Genomic DNA, 13342 nt, shown 5'->3' with positions numbered 1-13342 from the left:
GTAGCTGATGGTGAACAAAAGAAACGGCGAGATGATCTTTGTCATCCTGTGCCGCGACAAGCCCGGCCACCTGCAGGTCCGCATGGACACGAGGCCGGAGCACGTCGCCTATCTGGACACCCTCAATGCCGAGGGAAAGCTGAAATTCGCCGGCCCGTTCCTGGACGAGGAGGGGACGCCCTGTGGTAGCATGGTGGCGGTCGAGGCGGCCACAAAAGCCGATGCCGAAGCGCTCGCCCGCTCCGATCCCTACGCGCTTGCCGGCCTCTTCGAATCCGTCGAAATTCGCCCGTGGAACTGGGTCTTCAACAAACCGGAGAACGCATGATGGCCTATTGGCTGTTCAAGTCCGAGCCCACCTCCTGGTCCTGGGAGATGCAGAAGAAGAAGGGCGACAAGGGCCAGGAATGGGACGGCGTGCGCAATTACCAGGCGCGCAACAATATGCGCGAGATGAAGGTCGGCGATCTCGGCTTCTTCTACCATTCGGTGAAGGAGACGAGCGTGGTCGGCATCGTCGAGGTGATCGCGCCGGCCCACCCCGATTCCACCACGGACGATCCGCGCTGGGAGTGCGTGGACATCCGCGCCTTCCAGGACATGCCGAAACCGGTCTCTCTCGATGAGATCAAGGCCAATCCGAAGCTCAAGGACATGGTTCTCGTCAACAACTCCCGCCTTTCCGTACAGCCCGTAAGCGAGATGGAATGGAAGGAAATCTGCCGTATGGGCGGGCTCGACAAGGCGCCTTGACCGCATAAGTGTAGCGGGGCGCCAGAAATCACGAATGGAGGCGGTCATGGCCAAGGAAGCGCTCATCGTCATCGATGTCCAGAACGATTTCTGCCCCGGCGGCGCGCTGGCGGTGGAACGCGGCGACGAGGTCGTGCCGGTGATCAACCGCCTGGCCGGGCGCTTCGACCATGTGATCCTGACCCAGGACTGGCACCCCGCGGGCCATTCGAGCTTTGCCTCCTCGCATCCGGGCAAGGCACCCTTCGAGACATTCGAAATGCCCTATGGCGAGCAGACGCTCTGGCCGGACCATTGCGTGCAGGGGACGCGAGGCGCCGAGTTCCATCCGGGGCTGGAATGGACCAGGGCGGAACTCGTCATCCGCAAGGGGTTCCGCAAGGCGATCGACAGTTACTCCGCCTTCTTCGAGAACGACCACAAAACGCCGACGGGGCTCACTGGCTATCTACGGGAGCGCGAGATCGGGAAGGTGACACTCGCCGGGCTAGCGACGGATTTCTGCGTCGCCTATTCGGCATTGGATGCTCGCAGCCAGGGTTTCGAGGCGACCGTGGTGCTGGAAGCCTGCCGCGCCATCGACCTCGGCGGCTCGCTCGCCGCCATGACGGAGAAGATGAAGGCGGCCGGCGTGGAACTGGTCTGAGGCGCTCGAGGTTGATCGCCGGCGCGTAGGAGCGTTCAGGCATGGATCCTCGGGTCGAGCCCGAGGATGACGAGGAGGAGAAGTCTCTGCGGATCTCCAACGTCGACGATAAGCGGAAGCTTCCATGCATTCGTCATCCTCGGGCTCGACCCGAGGATCCATGTCTGAACCACGGCGAAGCGCAGCGGCGATGACGACGATACCGCCTGACCGTTTGGTTCAGCCCGCGAAATAAGGCCGGTTGCCGAAGATCGCCGAGCCTACACGCACGCTGGTCGCCCCGAACGCGATGGCCGTCTCATAGTCGCCGGACATGCCCATGGAGAGCTTCTCCACGCCTGCCTCGCGCGCGAGCTTTTCGAGCAGCGCGAAATGGGGCCCCGGATTCTCGTCCACGGGCGGGATACACATCAACCCCTCGATGACGAGCCCGTGCACATCGCGGCAGCGCGTCACGAACGCCACGGCCTCGCGCGGGTCGATGCCGGCCTTCTGTTCCTCCAGTCCGGTGTTGACCTGCACGTAAAGCCGCGGGCGGCGGCCCTGCTTCGCCATCTCGGTTGCGAGTGCGGCCGCGATCTTCTCGCGGTCTACGGTTTCGACCACGTCGAACAGCGCGACGGCTTCCTTGGCCTTGTTGGACTGGAGCGGCCCGATGAGATGAAGCTCGATATCGGAATGGGCCTCCTTCAATGCCGGCCATTTGCCTTGCGCTTCCTGCACGCGGTTTTCGCCGAAAACGCGTTGGCCGGTCTCGATCACAGGAAGAATCGCATCCGCGGGGAACGTCTTCGAGACGGCCACGAGCCTGACGTCTTCGGGCGCACGGCCCGCCTCGCGGGTGGCTTGGGCAATCCTTTCCTTGACCATATATAGATTGCGAGCGGCATCGATCATGAGTTGGGCGAAATCCTCTGACACGCTTTAGGCTGGCGCGAATCACCGCGCGGAGTTGACGGTCGTCACAAACCGTGGTGAAGGTCCGCCGGAAATTTCTTTGTTCTTTTTATGTGAAAAACCGGGCATGGCAACCGAACGTTACAATCCGCGCACATCCGAACCCCGCTGGCAGAAGGCGTGGGAGGAAGCGCGCCTTTTCGAAACGAAAAGCGACGACGGGCGGCCAACCTATTACGTGCTCGAGATGTTCCCCTATCCTTCCGGGCGCATCCATATCGGCCACACGCGCAACTACACGATGGGCGACGTGGTGGCTCGCTACAAGCGTGCCAAGGGTTTCAACGTTCTCCATCCCATGGGGTGGGACGCCTTCGGCATGCCGGCCGAAAACGCGGCCATGCAGAACAAGGTTCATCCGAAGGAATGGACCTACCAGAACATCGCCACCATGCGCTCGCAGCTCAAGATGATGGGCCTGTCGCTCGACTGGAGCCGCGAGTTCGCCACCTGCGACGTGGACTACTACCACCGCCAGCAGATGCTCTTCCTCGATTTCCACGAGAGAGGGCTGGTCGCAAGGAAGACCTCCAAGGTCAATTGGGACCCGGTGGACCAGACGGTGCTCGCCAACGAGCAGGTGATCGACGGGCGCGGCTGGCGCTCCGGCGCGCTGGTGGAGAGCCGGGAACTTGCGCAGTGGTTCTTCAAGATCACCGATTACGCGGAAGACCTGCTCGAAGCGATAGACACGCTGGACCACTGGCCGGAAAAGGTGCGCCTGATGCAGCGCAACTGGATCGGCCGCTCGGAGGGCCTGTCGATCCGCTGGGCGCTGGTGGAAGGTACCGCACCAGAGGGCGAAAATTGTCTAGAGGTCTATACAACTCGACCTGACACGATCTTCGGCGCCTCCTTCATGGCGGTCGCGCCGGACCATCCGCTGGCGAAGAAAGCGGCGGAAGGGAACTCGGCCCTTGCCGCCTTCATCGAGGAGTGCCGGCATATGGGGACGTCCGCGGCCGTCCTGGAAACGGCCGAGAAGGTGGGTCTCGATACCGGGATCCGCGTGAGGCACCCATTCGACCCCGAGTGGACGCTGCCGGTCTACGTGGCGAATTTCGTCCTGATGGAATACGGCACGGGCGCCATTTTCGGCTGTCCGTCCGGCGACCAGCGCGACCTCGACTTCGCCAACAAATACGGCCTGCCGGTGATCCCGGTCGTAATGCCGGAGGGGGCGGATGCGGCCACCTTCCAGATCACGGAAGAGTCCTATTCGGACGATGGCCTGATGATCAATTCGCGCTTCCTCGACGGCATGTCGAACAAGCGTGCGTTCGAGGAGGTGGCAAACCGGCTGGAGAAGGAGACGCTCGACGGCCGGCCCGTGGCCGGGCGCAAGGTGAACTTCCGCCTGCGCGACTGGGGTGTCTCGCGCCAGCGCTACTGGGGCTGCCCGATCCCCATGATCCACTGCGATGCGTGCGGCGTGGTGCCCGTACCGAAAGAGGATCTGCCGGTGAAGCTGCCGGACGATATCGACTTCGACAAGCCGGGCAACCCGCTCGACCGTCATCCGACTTGGCGGCATGTGAAGTGCCCGAAATGCGGCGGCGACGCGCGGCGCGAGACGGACACGATGGACACCTTCGTCGATTCGTCCTGGTATTTCGCGCGCTTCACCTCCCCGCAAGCCGACGGCCCGGTGGAGAAGGACCTGGCGAACCGCTGGCTGCCGGTAGACCAGTATATCGGCGGGATCGAGCACGCGATCCTGCACCTGCTCTATTCGCGCTTCTTCGTCAGGGGCATGCGCGATACCGGCCATCTGGATTTGGCGGAGCCCTTCAAGGGACTGTTCACGCAGGGCATGGTGGTGCACGAAACCTACCGTGCAGAGGATGGCCGCTGGCTCTCGCCCGCCGAAGTGCGGATCGAAAGCGAAGGCGGTGAGCGAAGGGCGATCGAGATCGCGACCGGAACGCCCGCCGCGATCGGTTCCCTGGAAAAAATGTCGAAATCGAAGAAGAACACGGTGAGCCCCGAGGACATCACCGAATCCTTCGGCGCAGATACGGCGCGCTGGTTCATGCTCTCCGATTCGCCGCCCGAACGCGACGTGGAATGGACGGACGAGGGTGCGACCGGCGCGCATCGCTTCGTGCAGCGGGTATGGCGTCTCGTGACGGAGGCCGCACCCGCGATCGAAGGTGTCACCCCCATGGTCGTGCGCGAGGGCGGTGCTGTCGTCATCTCCAAACCCACGCACAAGGCGTTGAAGGCGGTGGGCGAGGATATCGAGCGGCTTGCCTTCAACCGCGCCATCGCACGCATCCACGAACTGGTGAACGAACTGCAGGCGCCGTTCTCCGATCTCGGCAGTGCGGACGGGGACACCCGCGCGGCGGCCCGAGAGGCGGTCGAGATCCTGATTCGCTTGATCGCGCCCTTCATGCCGCATCTCGCGGAGGAGTGCTGGGCCCGCGTCGGCGGCAACAGCCTCGTCGCGGCCAGCCGCTGGCCGGACTACGATCCAAAGCTCGTGGTGGACGATACGATCGTGCTGCCCGTGCAGATCAACGGCAGGAAACGCGGTGATTTGACAATCGCGCGCGAGGCGGATCAAGCTGCTGTGGAAAAGGCGGTTCTGGAACTCGATTTCGTGCAGAAGGCGTTGGACGGCGCTGCTCCGCGCAAGGTGATTGTCGTTCCGCAGCGAATCGTCAATGTGGTTGCCTGAGCGGAGGGCCAGCTTGGTGAAATTGATGATTCGCGCCGCTGCGGCGGCAGGGGCCGCGTTAATGCTGGCGATGGCCTCCGGCTGCACCGTACGCCCGCTGCTCGCGACGCAGGAAGGCGTTCCCGGCCGGCAGACCACGGCCTCCCTCGCCTCCGTCGCGGTCAATCCCGTCAGCACCCGTTATGCGCAGGAAGTGCGCAACGAGCTGATTTTCCTGCTTCACGGCGGCGCTGCGCAACCTGTCGCGCCTCGCTACAACCTGGACCTTTCTGTGGTTCTCAGCGTGGGATCGGCGGCCGAGGTGCAAAGGGCGCACGAGAACGAGCCGACCGCCGGCACGGTGACCCTGATCGCCACCTATCGCCTGACGGAGGCCGCTACTGGCGAGCCTGTCGCGCAGGGCAACCGGCAGGTCATGTCGGCCTTCGACCGGCCGTTGCAGGAATTTGCCGTGCTCCGCGCCCAGCGCGACGCGGAAGACCGCGCGGCCCGCGAATTGGCGGAGCTTTTGCGCCTTGCCGTGGCCCAGGACATGGCCCGCCTCAATCTTCAATGACGGGGTTGTGATATGATGCCGTACGACAACAAACGATTGTCCCGAGGAACAAGGTTCGGCTTCGCGTCTTGAGTAGGCTTGTCATTGCGCCGTCATAGATTTCGGTGAAACAGCCCCAACGGAGTGCTTCGCCCATGGCCTTTCATACGACGCTGATGTCGGTTGCCGGAGTGGTCGGAAGTCGCATTCTAAAGCGACCGGCTGTAGCGGCGGAGGCACCTTCCCATGTCGTCGATCAACTGATCGCCGAACGCACCGTTCATCTCTCCCAGCACCCGCTCTGGCCGCTGGCGCGCCCCCTTATCTACCGCCATTTCCATTATAGCCAGGCGGTGGCGATGGCCGACGAGATCGCCGCGCTCTCCGGCTGGGGCGCCATGCTCTATATCAGTGAGTTGCTATCGCTCAACATCACCGCGCAGGGCAAGGAGCGCATCCCGCAGACGGGCGGTTTCATCCTGGCCCCGACGCACCCGACGGGCATCGCCGACGGCATCGCGATCTTCGACCTGATGAAGGAGCTGCGTCCGGATATGGCGGTTTTCGCCAATCGGGATGCCTTGCGTGTCAACCCCCGATTCCGCGAACTCGTGATTCCCGTCGAGTGGCGCCCAGGCGAGAAGTCGCACGCCAAGAGCCGCGACACGCTGGAGATGACCGCCAAGTCCTTTGCCGAAGGGAAGGCGATCATTCTCTTCCCCTCCGGCCGCATCGCCTACTGGCACGAGGACAAGCTGACCGAACGCCCTTGGCAACCTTCGATCGTGGCACTCGCAAGGCGTTACGAGGTGCCCGTGGTCCCGGTCAACATGACGGCCCGGAACTCGGGCCTGTTTTATCTCTTGTCGAAATACTCGACCGAACTGCGCGACATGACGCTGTTCCACGAACTCCTGAACAAGAAGGGCCGCAGCTTTGAGATGACGATCGGAAAGCCGATCGCGCCGGCCCTGTTGAACGGCGGCGAGCCCGCAGAGATGGCCGCCCGGCTCCAGCATCACACGGTGACGGTGCTTGCCGAGAATCCGGACGCGGAATTTACCGGATAGGCGCAAAAGGAAGGCGGCAAAACCGCCCTTCCTGTCCCCCTCCTGCTCAGCCGATCTTCTGGCCGGTCTTGGCCCAGTCCGCGAGGAAAGCATCCAGACCCTTGTCCGTCAGCGGATGCTTCACGAGCGCTTTGAGCACTGCCGGCGGCACCGTCACCACGTCGGCGCCGATGAGCGCCGCCTGCTTCACATGGTTGATGGTGCGGATGGAAGCGGCCAGGATCTGCGTCTCGAAATCGTAATTGTCGTAGATGGTGCGGATTTCCGCGATCAGTTCCATCCCGTCGATGCCCATGTCATCCAGCCGGCCGATGAAGGGCGAGATGAAGGTGGCGCCGGCCTTGGCCGCCAGCAAAGCCTGGTTGGCGGAGAAGCAAAGCGTGACATTGACCATGCGGCCGCTGTCGGTGAGCGCCTTGCAGGCCTTGAGGCCATCCATGGTGAGCGGCACCTTGATGGCGATGTTGTCGGCGATCTTCGAGAGGATCTCGGCTTCGCGCATCATCTCCTTGAACTCGACCGCGGTCACCTCCGCCGAGACCGGCCCGTCGACGATCTCGCAGATCTCCTTGGTGATGTCGAGGATCGGCCGGCCGGCCTTCATGATCAGGGAGGGATTGGTCGTCACCCCGTCCAGAAGCCCGGTCTCGCTCAATTCACGGATTTCATTCACATCGGCGGTGTCGACGAAAAACTTCATGATGCTCTCTCCTTCTCGCGTGGCCGGGCTCCAGCCCACCCCACCCCCAATCTATGCTCGGCCTTGCTCTAATCCAAGAAACGGGCAAGGTCACGCTCAATGAAAGAAGATTCGACGATCAAGCGCGTGATTCCCGTCATGGTGCCCATGCCGGCCGAGCGGCCATATTCCTATGCCGTGCCCGAAGGTCTCAGTGTGCAGCCGGGGGCGATCCTGCGCGTGCCCTTGGGCCCGCGCGAGGTGGCCGGCGTCGCGTGGGACGGCGACGGGGAGCCCGTGGAGGCCAGGAAACTCAGGGAGATCTCCCAGGTCTTCGAATGCCCGCCCCTGCCGGCGGAGATGCGCCGCTTCATCGAGTGGGTGGCTGCCTACACGCTCTCGCCCCCCGGCATCGTCGCGCGCATGGCCTTGCGGGCCCCCGCCGCTTTCGACCCCGAGCCGCCGACGGAGGGGCTGCGGCTCACCGCAAACCGTCCCGGGCGCACGACGTCCGCGCGCGAGCGCGTGCTCCACTACGCCGCGGACGGCCACGCCTGGACGCGCTCGGGCCTTGCCCATGCGGCGGGGGTTTCCACAACGGTGATCGACGGGCTCCTGGCGCAGGGCGTGTTCGAGCGCGTGGAGATCCCACCCCAGCCGATCGTGCCACACCCCGACACGGACTTCGGCCGCCCCGAACTTTCGCCCGACCAGCAATTGGCCGCCGAGCGCCTGAGCGAGAAGATCGGTGCCGGCGGCTTCAGCGTCACGCTTCTCGACGGCGTGACGGGTTCGGGAAAGACGGAGGTCTATTTCGAGGCGGTGGCCGCTGCCCTCGACCGGGGCGAGCAGGTGCTCATCCTGCTGCCGGAGATCGCCCTCACCCAGGCCTTCCTGGAACGCTTCCACGACCGCTTCGGCGCAAAGCCGGCGGAGTGGCACTCGGATCTGGCGCCGAGGAAACGCGAGCGCGTGTGGCGGCAGGTGGCGGAAGGCCAGGTGCGGGTGGTGGCCGGCGCCCGTTCGGCCCTCTTCCTGCCCTTCCGTGAACTCGGACTGGTCGTCGTCGACGAGGAGCACGATCCCGCCTACAAGCAGGAGGACCGCGTTTTCTACAACGCGCGCGACATGAGCGTGGTGCGCGGACGGCTCGGCAATTTTCCCGTCGTGCTCGCTTCGGCGACGCCTTCGCTCGAAAGCCGCGTGAACGCCGAACAGGGCCGCTACGAGCGCATCGTCCTTTCCGCCCGCTTCGCGGATGCCGCGCTTCCCGAACTGCGGGCGATCGACATGCGCAAGGCCCCTCCGGAACGCGGAGGGTTCCTCTCGCCGGTGCTGGTCGAGGCGATCGGGCGCACGGTCGAGCGCGGGGAGCAAGCGCTTCTCTTCCTCAACCGCCGCGGCTATGCCCCCCTGACGCTCTGCCGCGTCTGCGGCCACCGCTTCCAATGCCCGAACTGTTCGAGCTGGCTGGTGGAACACCGCTTCCGCCGCCAGCTCGTCTGCCACCATTGCGGGCACAACGAGCCGCAGCCGGAGGCCTGTCCCGAATGCGGCACGCTGGACCACCTCGTGCCCTGCGGCCCTGGCGTCGAGCGTATCGCGGAAGAAGTCGACCGGCACTTTCCCGAAGCGCGCACGATCATCCTGTCCTCCGACCTCCTCGGTGGCGTGAAGCGGCTGCGGCTGGAGCTCGAAGCCATCGCCGACGGCGAGGCCGACATCGTGGTCGGCACCCAGCTCGTCGCCAAGGGCCACAACTTCCCTTCGATGACGCTGGTGGGCGTGGTGGACGCGGATCTGGGCCTTGCCAATGGCGACCCGCGCGCGGCCGAACGCACGTTCCAGCTCTTGAGCCAGGTAACCGGCCGCGCCGGCCGCTCGGGCAAGAAAAGCACGGGCCTCCTGCAGACCTACCAGCCGGAGCATCCGGTCATGCGCGCGCTCGTCTCCGGCGATGCGGAGACATTCTACGAGCGCGAGATCGCGGAGCGCGAGCGCGCCGGCCTGCCGCCCTTCGGCCGGCTGGCATCGATCATCGTCAGCGCCGCCACACGACCGGAGGCCGAGGGCTACGCCCGCGCATTGCGGCGCGCGGCACCCGCCGCAGACGAGATAGAGGTTCTGGGCCCTGCCGAGGCCCCGCTCGCCGTGTTGGCCGGCCGCCACCGTTTCCGTCTCCTCGTTCACGGCATGCGCCGGGCCGATCTTCAGGCCTATCTGCGCCGGCTGCTCGACACGGCGGAGAAACCGCGGGGCTCCGTGCGCGTCCAGGTGGACATCGACCCGCAGAGCTTCCTTTGACGGTCCCACGCAGCCGCAAGTCAGCCGCTGCCACTTCCCGTCCCGAATCGGGTATAGGGGCGGTCCAGTAAAGTGCCGGACAGGAGGTGCAACATGGATTTCGCGTTTCCCTGGCCCTACAGTCCCGGAGAGTGGCTGGCCTGGATAGGCGCTGCACTCACCGCGCTTTTCGGCCTGGCGAACCTGATCGCCCCCCGGCTCATCCTTCGCGCCGGCGCAGCCGCGGACGCGGGGTCTACCCGCGCGCTCCTGGGCGGCTTTTACGCCGGGACCGGCCTGTCGGCCATCCTGTTCGCGCAGCCGCTCATCTATCTGGCCCTCGGCATCGCCTGGGCGCTCGCCGCCCTCGGCCAGGCGCTCTCATTGCTCTTCGACAAAGGCAGCGCAGTCGGCAAGTCGGCGCGTCTTGCCGCAACGCTCTTGATGGCTGCCCTGCCGCTTGCTTTCGTGCTTGGTTTCATTCCCTGACACGGAAGGAAGGATATGCGCTTCCCGGCTGAGGACACCGTGCCGGCACGCATGCGACAAAAGAGGCGCAAATCCTTGGGGCTCCGCGTGTTGCGAGTCCGGTAAGCCTGTGCTAGACGGCAATCGGCTTTCAGCCGGGGGGACGGCTGCGCTCGTTCTCCCGCGCTGAAATTATCAACAAGGTCAGAGATTTAGACCGAGTCATCGGCTTTCGCAAATCTCGCGACCCTCAAGCTGTGAGAAGAGACCTGATCCCGTGGCACAATCTGGCTCGATGATCTCCGGTGTGGCAGGGCGTTATGCACGCTCATTGTTCGAACTGGCGCAGGAAGCGGGCGCCGTTTCGAATGTCGAGGAAGATCTCGCCCGCTTCGAGACGCTGCTCGAAAGCAGCGAGGATCTCCAGCGTCTCATCAAGAGCCCGGTTTTCTCCGCCGACGATCAGTTCAAGGCCATCAGCGCCGTGCTCGATCGCGCGGGGATCGGCGGGCTCGTCGGCAATTTCCTGCGCGTGGTCGCCAAGAACCGGCGTCTCTTCGCCGTCCCGCAGATGATCCGTGCTTTCCGCGAGTTCGCGGCGGACGCCCGTGGCGAGGCCGCCGCCGAGGTGACCTCGGCGCATGCGCTTACGGCTGAACAGGAGCGCGATCTCAAGGCCACGCTGAAGTCGGTCGCTGGCAAGGATGTCACCATGAAGGTCACGGTGGATTCCTCCCTGCTCGGCGGCATCGTCGTCAAACTCGGCTCGCGCCAGATCGACACGTCGCTCAAGACTAAACTCAATTCGCTCAAGCTTGTACTGAAAGAGGTCGGCTGATGGACATCCGCGCTGCGGAAATTTCCGCAATTCTCAAGGACCAGATCAAGAATTTCGGCAAGGAGGCCGAGGTCTCCGAGGTCGGCCAGGTGCTTTCCGTCGGTGACGGCATCGCCCGCGTCTACGGCTTGGACAATGTCCAGGCCGGCGAGATGGTCGAGTTCCCGGGCGGCATCCGCGGCATGGCGCTGAACCTCGAGGTCGACAATGTCGGCGTCGTGATCTTCGGCGCCGACCGCGACATCAAGGAAGGCGACACGGTCAAGCGCACCGGCGCCATCGTCGAGGTCCCGGTCGGCCCGGGCCTCCTGGGCCGCGTCGTGGACGCACTCGGCAACCCGATCGACGGCAAGGGCCCGATCAACGCGACGGAGCGCCGCCGCGTGGACGTGAAGGCGCCCGGCATCATCCCCCGCAAGTCGGTGCATGAGCCGATGTCGACGGGCCTGAAGGCCATCGACGCGCTGATCCCGATCGGCCGCGGCCAGCGCGAGCTCATCATCGGCGACCGCCAGACCGGCAAGACCGCCATCATCCTCGATACGTTCCTCAACCAGAAGCCGCTCAACGAGGGGGACGACGAGAGCCAGAAGCTCTACTGCATCTATGTCGCCGTCGGCCAGAAGCGCTCCACTGTCGCACAGTTCGTGAAGGTGCTGGAGGAGCGTGGCGCGCTCGAATATTCGATCGTCGTCGCCGCCACGGCTTCCGATCCCGCGCCGATGCAGTTCCTGGCGCCCTTCGCCGGTTGTGCCATGGGCGAATATTTCCGCGACAACGGCAAGCATGCCGTGATCGCCTATGACGATCTGTCCAAGCAGGCCGTCGCCTACCGCCAGATGTCGCTGCTCCTGCGCCGCCCGCCCGGCCGCGAGGCCTATCCGGGCGACGTATTCTATCTTCACTCGCGCCTTCTGGAGCGCGCGGCGAAGATGAACGACGAGAACGGCTCCGGCTCGCTCACCGCCCTGCCCGTGATCGAGACCCAGGCCAACGACGTGTCGGCCTACATCCCGACCAATGTGATCTCGATCACCGACGGTCAGATCTTCCTCGAGACGAACCTGTTCTTCCAGGGCATCCGCCCGGCCGTGAATGTCGGCCTGTCGGTTTCCCGTGTGGGTTCTGCCGCGCAGATCAAGGCGATGAAGCAGGTTGCGGGCTCCATCAAGGGCGAGCTTGCCCAGTATCGCGAGATGGCGGCATTCGCCCAGTTCGGCTCTGACCTCGATGCGGCCACACAGCGCCTCCTGAACCGTGGTGCCCGCCTGACGGAGCTCCTGAAGCAGCCGCAGTTCTCGCCGCTCAAGACCGAGGAGCAGGTGGTGGTGATCTTCGCCGGCGTGCAGGGCTATCTCGACAAGTTGGCGCTCAGGGATGTAAGCCGTTTCGAACAGGGCCTGCTCACGCATATGCGCAGCGACGGCAAGGAAGTCCTCGATGCGATCCGCAAGGAGAAGGCGCTGTCGGACGACCTGCGTGCAAAGCTCAAGGCCGAGATCGACGCCTACGCCAAGAACTTCAGCTGAGGTCGACCGCTCATGCCTTCGCTGAAAGACCTTCGCAACCGGATCGCTTCCGTCAAGGCGACGCAGAAGATCACCAAGGCGATGCAGATGGTCGCCGCGGCGAAACTGCGCCGCGCGCAGGAGGCGGCGGAAGCCGCGCGGCCCTATGCGACGCGCATGGGCGCCGTGCTCGCCAATGTGGCGGGCTCCATCTCGGGCAGCGACGCGCCGCCGCTGATGGCGGGCACCGGCAAGGACGACGTCCATCTCGTCGTGGTCTGCACCGCGGACCGGGGCTTGGCCGGCGGCTTCAACAGCCAGATCGCAAGGCTGGCGCGTGAGCATATCCGCAGGCTCCAGGCCGACGGGAAGCAGGTCAAGATCCTGACCGTCGGCAAGAAGGGCTATGACATGCTGCGCCGGGATTTCGGCCAGTTCGTCATCGACCGGATCGAGCTGCGCGATGTGAAGCAGATCGGCTTCTCGAATGCGGACGCCATCGCCAAGAAGGTGATCGGCCTGTTCGAGGACGGCCAGTTCGACGTCTGCACGCTGATTTATTCCGAATTCAAGTCGGTCATCAGCCAGGTGCCGACGGCGCAACAGGTCATCCCGGCGGCGGTACCGCAAGCGCAGGAAAGCGAAGGGGCCGGCGCGGCCTATGAATATGAGCCGGATGCGGGCTCGATCCTGGCCGACCTCATCCCACGCAACATCGCGGTGCAGATCTTCCGCGCGCTGCTCGAGAATGCGGCGGGCGAGATGGGCGCCAAGATGACGGCGATGGACAATGCGACGCGCAATGCGGGCGAGATGATTAACAAGCTGTCGATCACCTACAACCGCCAGCGCCAGGCGCAGATCACCAAGGAACTGATCGAGATCATTTCGGGCGCCGAGGCGCTCTAACGGACCGAAGAGG

General features: G+C 64.5%; 13 protein-coding genes. 11 read left to right on the top strand and 2 right to left on the bottom strand.

Going from position 1 to position 13342, the window contains the following annotated elements:
• Window positions 1-31: 31 nt before the first annotated feature.
• The 3 genes from PVE73_RS03070 to pncA are packed head-to-tail and all read left to right on the top strand — an operon-like array spanning window position 32 to window position 1399.
• Window positions 32-328, top strand: a complete 297-nt coding sequence (locus PVE73_RS03070; RefSeq protein WP_277367326.1) for a YciI-like protein — start codon at window positions 32-34, stop codon at window positions 326-328.
• Window positions 328-753, top strand: a complete 426-nt coding sequence (locus tag PVE73_RS03065) for an EVE domain-containing protein (RefSeq protein ID WP_277367325.1) — start codon at window positions 328-330, stop codon at window positions 751-753. The genes PVE73_RS03070 and PVE73_RS03065 overlap by 1 nt, the downstream gene beginning before the upstream one ends.
• 46 nt (window positions 754-799) lie before the next feature.
• The gene (gene pncA / locus PVE73_RS03060) at window positions 800-1399 is read left to right on the top strand and encodes a bifunctional nicotinamidase/pyrazinamidase (protein ID WP_277365535.1); all 600 of its coding nucleotides are present in this window, start codon (window positions 800-802) and stop codon (window positions 1397-1399) included.
• Window positions 1400-1618: 219 nt separating this feature from the next.
• On the opposite strand, the gene PVE73_RS03055 is transcribed toward pncA, so the two are convergent.
• On the bottom strand, window positions 1619-2296 hold the full coding sequence (locus PVE73_RS03055; RefSeq protein WP_277365534.1) for a YggS family pyridoxal phosphate-dependent enzyme: 678 nt from the start codon (window positions 2294-2296) through the stop codon (window positions 1619-1621).
• Window positions 2297-2423: 127 nt separating this feature from the next.
• Between PVE73_RS03055 and leuS the strand changes: the two genes are divergently transcribed.
• The 3 genes from leuS to PVE73_RS03040 all read left to right on the top strand — a co-directional run bounded on the left by leuS (window position 2424) and on the right by PVE73_RS03040 (window position 6644).
• Window positions 2424-5039, top strand: coding sequence for a leucine--tRNA ligase (gene leuS / locus PVE73_RS03050; protein WP_277365533.1), 2616 nt, complete (start codon window positions 2424-2426; stop codon window positions 5037-5039).
• 25 nt (window positions 5040-5064) lie between these two features.
• Complete coding sequence (lptE, locus tag PVE73_RS03045; RefSeq protein ID WP_277367324.1) at window positions 5065-5595, top strand: LPS assembly lipoprotein LptE; 531 nt, start codon at window positions 5065-5067, stop codon at window positions 5593-5595.
• Window positions 5596-5729: 134 nt separating this feature from the next.
• Entirely contained in the window at window positions 5730-6644 is a 915-nt protein-coding gene (locus PVE73_RS03040; RefSeq protein WP_277365532.1) for a 1-acyl-sn-glycerol-3-phosphate acyltransferase, read from the top strand.
• A gap of 46 nt (window positions 6645-6690) precedes the next feature.
• Here the strand turns inward: PVE73_RS03040 and fsa are convergent, their stop codons facing one another.
• A complete protein-coding gene (fsa, locus tag PVE73_RS03035) occupies window positions 6691-7344 on the bottom strand; it encodes a fructose-6-phosphate aldolase (RefSeq protein WP_277365531.1) in 654 nt (217 codons plus the stop codon).
• Between the two features lie 99 nt (window positions 7345-7443).
• Between fsa and PVE73_RS03030 the strand changes: the two genes are divergently transcribed.
• The 5 genes from PVE73_RS03030 (at window position 7444) to PVE73_RS03010 (ending at window position 13329) form a co-directional block, all read left to right on the top strand.
• Entirely contained in the window at window positions 7444-9627 is a 2184-nt protein-coding gene (locus PVE73_RS03030) for a primosomal protein N' (RefSeq protein ID WP_277365530.1), read from the top strand.
• Window positions 9628-9720: 93 nt separating this feature from the next.
• Window positions 9721-10095, top strand: a complete 375-nt coding sequence (locus PVE73_RS03025) for a DUF4345 domain-containing protein (RefSeq protein ID WP_277365529.1) — start codon at window positions 9721-9723, stop codon at window positions 10093-10095.
• Window positions 10096-10351: 256 nt separating this feature from the next.
• On the top strand, window positions 10352-10912 hold the full coding sequence (locus PVE73_RS03020) for a F0F1 ATP synthase subunit delta (protein ID WP_277365528.1): 561 nt from the start codon (window positions 10352-10354) through the stop codon (window positions 10910-10912).
• Window positions 10912-12441 (top strand): F0F1 ATP synthase subunit alpha, encoded by a 1530-nt coding sequence (gene atpA, locus PVE73_RS03015; RefSeq protein WP_277365527.1) that lies wholly within the window; start codon window positions 10912-10914, stop codon window positions 12439-12441. The genes PVE73_RS03020 and atpA overlap by 1 nt, the downstream gene beginning before the upstream one ends.
• A 12-nt stretch (window positions 12442-12453) precedes the next feature.
• Window positions 12454-13329 carry a F0F1 ATP synthase subunit gamma gene (locus PVE73_RS03010; RefSeq protein WP_277365526.1) on the top strand — a complete coding sequence of 292 codons (876 nt, stop codon included), beginning with the start codon at window positions 12454-12456 and terminating at the stop codon, window positions 13327-13329.
• The last annotated feature ends 13 nt before the right edge of the window (window positions 13330-13342 follow it).

The sequence above is a fragment of the Chelativorans sp. AA-79 genome (assembly GCF_029457495.1).
GTDB lineage: Bacteria > Pseudomonadota > Alphaproteobacteria > Rhizobiales > Rhizobiaceae > Chelativorans.
Note: the sequence above shows the minus strand (reverse complement) of the source record. Positions and strands in the feature narration are given on the sequence as shown.

Coding starts and splice junctions, on each gene's coding strand:
- PVE73_RS03040 (WP_277365532.1), top strand. CDS start 5,730: ATGGCCTTTCATACGACGCTGATGTCGGTTGCCGGAGTGGTCGGAAGT.
- atpA (WP_277365527.1), top strand. CDS start 10,912: ATGGACATCCGCGCTGCGGAAATTTCCGCAATTCTCAAGGACCAGATC.
- leuS (WP_277365533.1), top strand. CDS start 2,424: ATGGCAACCGAACGTTACAATCCGCGCACATCCGAACCCCGCTGGCAG.
- PVE73_RS03010 (WP_277365526.1), top strand. CDS start 12,454: ATGCCTTCGCTGAAAGACCTTCGCAACCGGATCGCTTCCGTCAAGGCG.
- lptE (WP_277367324.1), top strand. CDS start 5,065: ATGATTCGCGCCGCTGCGGCGGCAGGGGCCGCGTTAATGCTGGCGATG.
- PVE73_RS03030 (WP_277365530.1), top strand. CDS start 7,444: ATGAAAGAAGATTCGACGATCAAGCGCGTGATTCCCGTCATGGTGCCC.
- PVE73_RS03065 (WP_277367325.1), top strand. CDS start 328: ATGGCCTATTGGCTGTTCAAGTCCGAGCCCACCTCCTGGTCCTGGGAG.
- PVE73_RS03055 (WP_277365534.1), bottom strand. CDS start 2,296: ATGATCGATGCCGCTCGCAATCTATATATGGTCAAGGAAAGGATTGCC.
- PVE73_RS03025 (WP_277365529.1), top strand. CDS start 9,721: ATGGATTTCGCGTTTCCCTGGCCCTACAGTCCCGGAGAGTGGCTGGCC.
- pncA (WP_277365535.1), top strand. CDS start 800: ATGGCCAAGGAAGCGCTCATCGTCATCGATGTCCAGAACGATTTCTGC.
- PVE73_RS03070 (WP_277367326.1), top strand. CDS start 32: ATGATCTTTGTCATCCTGTGCCGCGACAAGCCCGGCCACCTGCAGGTC.
- fsa (WP_277365531.1), bottom strand. CDS start 7,344: ATGAAGTTTTTCGTCGACACCGCCGATGTGAATGAAATCCGTGAATTG.